Here is a 6,000-nt window from a genome sequence, read left to right on the forward strand (position 1 = left end):
ACTAACCTCAAACTAACTACTCAACCGCCCGGCGGCCCGGCTGTTCTTACATGCTGTTCATACGCTTTGGGCAGCTTACGATGATAGCCGCCCGCCCGGTAGTTGCTCCCGTTGTAGATCAGCGCGAAGCCGTCCCATTCGTGATCCCGTAATTCGTCATCAATCCCTTTGGCTTTGACAAACCGGCAAAATGCCAGTAGCTGCGCGGCTTCGCCGGTTTTAAAGTCGTCAACCATTGCGTGTACCGACGCGTACCCCAGCAGTTCGTAATGAATGCCAAGAATCTGGAACATACCCCAGCTACACGACTGCAAAGCCGCGTCAATGTCGAGAGTCATCGCCACCCGTAGCCGGTCGTACTCGCCGTTTTGCCCGCCCTTATTAAACCGCCCATCCGCGTAATACGGATGCGAAATGGTCGGATGGGACCGGTCGAACCGGCGATTGGTCAGCTTACGAAACCAGTGACCTTCGAAGCGAATCACCAGCCGACCGCGCACAAACCCCGCGCCCCGGCTTTCGACCTGCTGCACGGCTTTGATTTCAGCCACACCGGTACGCAGCAGCCGGGCCGCGGCCTGATAATCGGATAGGGTAAGCGTTGTCATACGTCAGGAATTAATTAGCGATAACCAGTCCCGTAACCACCAGCGCAGCCGCGCCAACGCCAGCCAGTACCGGCATTACCCTGCCCCGGTAGAATCGACCGAACCGGGTTCTGGGTACCCACGTGTCATTATCGGCTTTCATGGCCGCCCGGTCGCGTTCCGCCTGCTCACGCAGCGCCGTTTGCGTTCGTACCTGCTCACCAGCGGTTCTGGTTAGCTCTGTGACGCGTTCGTCTATCTGGATGAGTACTTGGTTGCTGGATCGAGATAACGTGTCGTAGGCCATTTGTGCGCGTTGGAGCCGGGCCGTGAGTGACTGGTTTTGCCGTTGCAGGTCTTTCGCCTGTAAACAGCAATCGGGCGTCAGGTTCGTGTATGTCTGCGCGCTGGCAACAGCTGACGCCAGCAGGACCAGAAAGGCGACCGCAAAGGCCAGCCAGGTAAAATACAGCACGGGTTTTAACAGTCGTTGTATCATTAGAATTTGCGGTTTTTGGAGCGGTTGATAATATCCCGGTTGCGTTGTTCTTCGTCAGTAGGTGGCTTGGGCGTCAGGGCGGGCTGCTCAGGGGTTGGCGGGCTTACCGGCTTTCGGTACCACATCAGCGCAAACAGTCCGGCCGCTACCAGGCCGACGATCAACCCGAACGGTAGCGCCCGTTTCCAGACAATAGCCCGGTTTTCGGCCGTCTTAAAGGCATCAATGACCGACAGGGCGGCCATGAGCCCCACCAGCAGGTAGGCCCCGGCGGATAGGTAGTGGTCGTTTTCGGGCGTGTAGATCATCATCGCGGCCGAGCCGACGATGATCAGCGAGAGGGCGGCCACGATGAGCCGAATAGCCATGGGCGTTTGTTTGTCGAGCGCCCCTACCTCCAGCGCCAGCCAGACGCCAGCGCTTAACCGGATTCCAATTTCTGCATAGAACAACATAGCGTTACACGTTAGGGCCGGGCGGTTCCGGCGTTTTAAACTTCTTGATCTCAGCCAGCACCTCCCGAAAGATCAGCTTGACCGTTGCGCCGGGGGACAGATCGCGCAGCTGCTCTCCTTTCTTCTCGACAATGCTGACGATCAGCGAGGAGAAAAATGAACAGATGCCCGCTACCCACCAGCCCGACAGCAGCGGAAGGCCCGACAGGTGAATAATAGCGCCGGTCGTACAGGCGCCGATAACCATGCCGTAAATCAGTTCGCTGAGCGCTTTGAGCGGGGCCAGGCTTTCGCCCCGAATCAGACGCGCCAGCGACCCGGCGAACAGCATGACGAAAATCACCACGTCCGGGGCGATTCGGTCAGCAAAAAGGTTCGGATTCATTCGGTTTCTCATAGGGGAGTGAACAGTGGGGTGTGCGGTGGTGGGTAGAAGTGTAGGGCAATCCTGGTATTGTGTACCTACGGCTGATTGACGCGGGCGGCAATATCCGCTGAGCTGGACGTACCGGCGAACTGGGGGAAAATGACGCCCCCGATCAAAAAGGCTACGGTCGAGCTACTCGTCAGCCAGTCGAGCCAGTCCGGTACGGCAATGTTTTGCTGAATCAGTACGGCACTGATGGCAGCCGTTACACCCGACAGCCATTGAAGTTTTCGCATGAACTTGGGCGTTCCGGCGTTGATCCGGACATAGGCTTCTTTCAGGAATTTGATGATTGACTGGATGATTGATTTCATGGCGAATCTGATTAAATCGGTTTTGTAATTCTCGTTCGGTGTCGGTGTCGTGCATGGGTTAGCGTCGGAATCGGTCGCGTAGCCGGGTCCGGGTTTTGGGTTGATTGGCGGCCGGGTTGCGGTCGCGGGTTTTGCGTCGACGGCGCATCGGGAAGGCGATCAGCAGCAGAGAAAACTGAATGTTCCGGCTGATTATCTCGTCGCGAATAGCCTGAAAAATCTTGGTGTTCCCCGAATCGTTCGGGTGGATGCCATCCGTTAGGTCGGTCGCGGGAATCAGGCAGGTACGGGTAGAGCTGATAAAAATTACCTTCGGGTCGTTGACGCTGGCTACGGTAGCCGATAGGGCCGCGCTGCGGGTTACCAGTCCAGCCTCGTAACCTGCGTTGGTAACCGGGAACGGGGCCAATACTAGCATGGTCATGTCCGGGTAACGCTGCTGCTTATGGCGAATCATGGCCAGTAAATTAGCCTGGCTCGTCGCTACCGGAACGCTTTGGGCCTCGTCGTTAATGCCGCCTTGTTCGTAGACGAATACGCCCGTCTTGGTGTCGAAGTCGTAGCGGTTATCGAACGCGCGCAGGGCTTCGTGGTCGCTGCTGTTGCTACCCGAAATAGCCTTGTTGATGCGCCGGATGCGGTAGCCGCGTACGTCGCGTAGCCAGCAGCGAAACTGCATGGACCACATGGTTTTATACGAGGTTGCGCCCGTACCGAACGTAATCGACGTACCGCAAATGGGCATAATGTTCGGCGCGGAGTAATCCGTGTCGCAGTCGATCAGATAGCCATTACCAGCGCCCGAAATTGACACGGTAACCAGCGGAGCAACCGTTACGGTAATGGCGGGCAAACTCGCGTTATTGGCCAGAGTCGTGCTGCTGGTCGCCGTATAGCCGCCCGACGTGGTAGTAAAGCTCCAGCCCGTTCCGGTCGCGCTCACCAACCGGACGCCCGAGGGCAGGGCGTCGGTAACCGTCGTTACGCCCGTCAGACTCGCGCCCGAGGTGTTGGTGACTGTAACCGTATGGCTGTACTGCCCGTTACTCAGGACGGTATTATTGGCGGGTTTTGCGGCCGACAGAGCAACCGAACCCTGCGTAGCGACCGCCACGGTAGAGAGCGGGTCGGCGTCTAGTACGCTGGTGATGTTGAACGAAAAGGCGGGCATGCCGGGCCGGACCAGCGCACCGACCGGCACCGTTGCCGTTCCAGTTTCACCACCGGCCACGAACGCGTTAGACGTCACGGTGCTATTACCTACAGCGTAGTAGCCGTAAACCGATTTCATGCGCGTTTTGCGCGTGGCTGAAATCGATACGCTTTTCAGGTAGTACGAAAAACCGTTCGGGGCTGAGAGGTTGCCTACCCCTTGCCCGCCCGACGAGCTAAGCCCGGTCCATACGATATTATTGGCCTCGACAGCGGTAGGCCAGATTTGCCCCTCGCGCAAGCAACGCTGTTCGATGTCGTCGTTGGTCTGAACGATATCCAGCTTGCTATTCGTGATCGTCGTAGGGAAACCCGTCTGACCGAAACCAGCCAGCGATAGCAGGGAGAATAGGGCAATCAGTACAAGCCTCATGGTACGGTTATTTCGAGTAGTGGAGATATAAAAAACTTACTGCCATTCCAGTAGGCGCGGGTCTGGCCATACGGCGGGTGGGATTTTACGATAAAGTCAGCTGTCTTGCCGGGAACGGTTAGGGCGATGGCGTCCGAAATGGTGTTGACCTCGTAGGTGTCCACCTTTTTGGCGTCAATCTGCGCTTTGGTGTACACGTCGGCTGCGGGCGCTTTGCCAGCCAGCGAAATGACCAGATTCTGGTTCGTCGTGGCCTGCGTCGCGGTGAAGTTATTGTAAGCCGTTACGGTGACCCGGTTGTTGATCGCGTCGGTATTGGCCGCAATACTGGTCGACAGGGGCGCCAGCGCGTCGGGCATCACGCCCCCGTACAGTTGCAGATTCACCACTTCACCCGGCCGCGTGGGTCGGCTGCTGTAAGAAAACTCGTACAGCCCCGCCCGAATCGCCGTACCATTCGCAAACAGCGCAACCCAGACCGATCGGTTTTGATACAGCCGGAGCGTCTGAGCCGCCGTCCAGCTGCCAAATACCGTATTGCCTACCTGCGTCAGTGTCGGCTGGTTTTCGGATTTGACGGGCTTGCCGCCGGGCCGGTCGGTCACGCTGATGCTGAGCGAAACGGGTGCCCCCTGGTTGGTAATGGTCGTTGAAAACGAAAAGGGCGTACCGGGATACACGCTGCCCGATATGGGCGCGGGTTGGTTACTCTGCGCCAGTAGTGAGCTGGCGCAGAGTAGGACAGTGAGTAGATACAGTAGGGTTCGCATCAGGGTTGGGCGTTTACGGTGTTGATCCATTCAATCCGAACGCTCTCCCCCGACACCGGATCGTCCTGGTTCTCGGTCCCGAAATTGATGTAGCGCTGGATGCTCAGCCGGTTGATGATGCCCCGCCAGTCGGGATTGCCCGCCAGCGGGATCTCGATGGTGCGGGCCACCCCGTCGCCCGTAACCGGAAACTCGACGAAAATAGGCAGACCCCCGATGTTCATATCCGAGCGCCAGAACCGCAGTCGGAACTTGTTGAGCGGCCCGGTGTAGGCCATCCGGATAAAGATGCGGCTCGCCTGCACGGCCGGAAACGACAGCCGCGGGCTGGCTACGCTGCCCTGCTTGCGAACCGGAAACCACGTCCAGCCATCGGCCCCCAGCGGCACCTCGTTATCCCGCGCCCAGTCCCGAAACCACCAGCCCCGATCGGCCGAGTTCTTGAAGTTGTAGGCAAACGAACGGCTCCACGGCCGGGAGGTGGCGTACTGCCGGATCTCGTTGACGTGCCCCACGACGATATGCCATTCGCTGTACATCGTTTCGTTCCAGCCCACGTGCAGCTGGGGTTGAAACGCGACATAAGGACTGGCTTCGGCAAAGGTGTTACTGCCTCCGCAGCCGGGACACTGGCGCTTATGGGTCACCTCATAGAGCCGTTCCGCGACGATACCCGCCCCCCGGTTGTTCTCGTCGATGTTGGCGATCCAGTTCTCCGTAATGGCGAACGCCCGCTGGTCGCCCACGTCGTCCCGCTTGGTGATGGTCGCATTGCTGTAAGGCTGATCACCGGCGTAGTAGGCTGCGAACCGGTATCGGTCGTTGGCGTAGAAACAGGGGTATTCCTGGCCGTACGCATCATACTGGGTTTTGTCGTCCTGGCGGTTGTTGGTGATTTTCCAGTAAATACGAACCGCCCGATCGGTCCCGATGACCGACCAGGTTTCCAGTATCGTGTCGGTCGTTTCGTTGTTGATCGGCCAGTTTTTGAGCTGCGACTTCACGTACACCGTATTGGCATTCCAGGCCATCTGCAGCACCGGCGATGAGTTTTTATACACATCACCAGCCTGGATGGGGTTGTTACCGGTACCGCCCCCCGGCGCGGTTTTCCCCTCCCGGGTGGCCCAATCGGTGTTGATCTCCGCAAACGGGTTGGGACTGGTTCGGCCGCCCCGGTACAGGGCCAGCTGAAGCTGTCGGCCGAGGTCGGCATTGTTGATGATGTTATCGTTTGGCGTGGGGCCTTTCAAATCATACAGCTCACAGGCCGCGCCCCCCGCTTTTTCCCAGAAACCAATTTTAATGAACTCGTTCTGCAGGTAGATTTTCCGGCCGATCGGCTGATTATTCAGCCGCTCCC

Annotated in this window: 8 protein-coding genes; all 8 read right to left on the reverse strand. The window is 58.2% G+C overall.

Annotated elements, in window-relative coordinates; translation table 11 throughout:
* Positions 1-20: 20 nt before the first annotated feature.
* Positions 21-608 (reverse strand): N-acetylmuramidase family protein, encoded by a 588-nt coding sequence (locus tag FBR45_RS10460; protein WP_138501789.1) that lies wholly within the window; start codon positions 606-608, stop codon positions 21-23.
* A gap of 10 nt (positions 609-618) precedes the next feature.
* The gene (locus FBR45_RS10465; protein ID WP_138501791.1) at positions 619-1,086 is read right to left on the reverse strand and encodes a hypothetical protein; all 468 of its coding nucleotides are present in this window, start codon (positions 1,084-1,086) and stop codon (positions 619-621) included.
* Positions 1,086-1,541 (reverse strand): DUF3810 domain-containing protein, encoded by a 456-nt coding sequence (locus FBR45_RS10470; protein WP_138501793.1) that lies wholly within the window; start codon positions 1,539-1,541, stop codon positions 1,086-1,088. The genes FBR45_RS10465 and FBR45_RS10470 overlap by 1 nt, the downstream gene beginning before the upstream one ends.
* 4 nt (positions 1,542-1,545) lie before the next feature.
* Complete coding sequence (locus FBR45_RS10475; protein ID WP_138501795.1) at positions 1,546-1,926, reverse strand: hypothetical protein; 381 nt, start codon at positions 1,924-1,926, stop codon at positions 1,546-1,548.
* A gap of 77 nt (positions 1,927-2,003) precedes the next feature.
* A complete protein-coding gene (locus FBR45_RS10480) occupies positions 2,004-2,282 on the reverse strand; it encodes a hypothetical protein (RefSeq protein ID WP_138501796.1) in 279 nt (92 codons plus the stop codon).
* Between the two features lie 58 nt (positions 2,283-2,340).
* Entirely contained in the window at positions 2,341-3,867 is a 1,527-nt protein-coding gene (locus tag FBR45_RS10485) for a GDSL-type esterase/lipase family protein (protein WP_138501798.1), read from the reverse strand.
* A complete protein-coding gene (locus FBR45_RS10490) occupies positions 3,864-4,637 on the reverse strand; it encodes a hypothetical protein (protein ID WP_138501800.1) in 774 nt (257 codons plus the stop codon). Before FBR45_RS10490 ends, FBR45_RS10485 begins: the two co-directional genes overlap by 4 nt.
* On the reverse strand, positions 4,637-6,000 hold a 1,364-nt coding region (locus FBR45_RS26350; protein WP_171044865.1), incomplete at its 5' end, for a hypothetical protein. The genes FBR45_RS26350 and FBR45_RS10490, both read right to left, overlap by 1 nt.

This window comes from Spirosoma lacussanchae (assembly GCF_005870035.1).
GTDB lineage: Bacteria > Bacteroidota > Bacteroidia > Cytophagales > Spirosomataceae > Spirosoma > Spirosoma lacussanchae.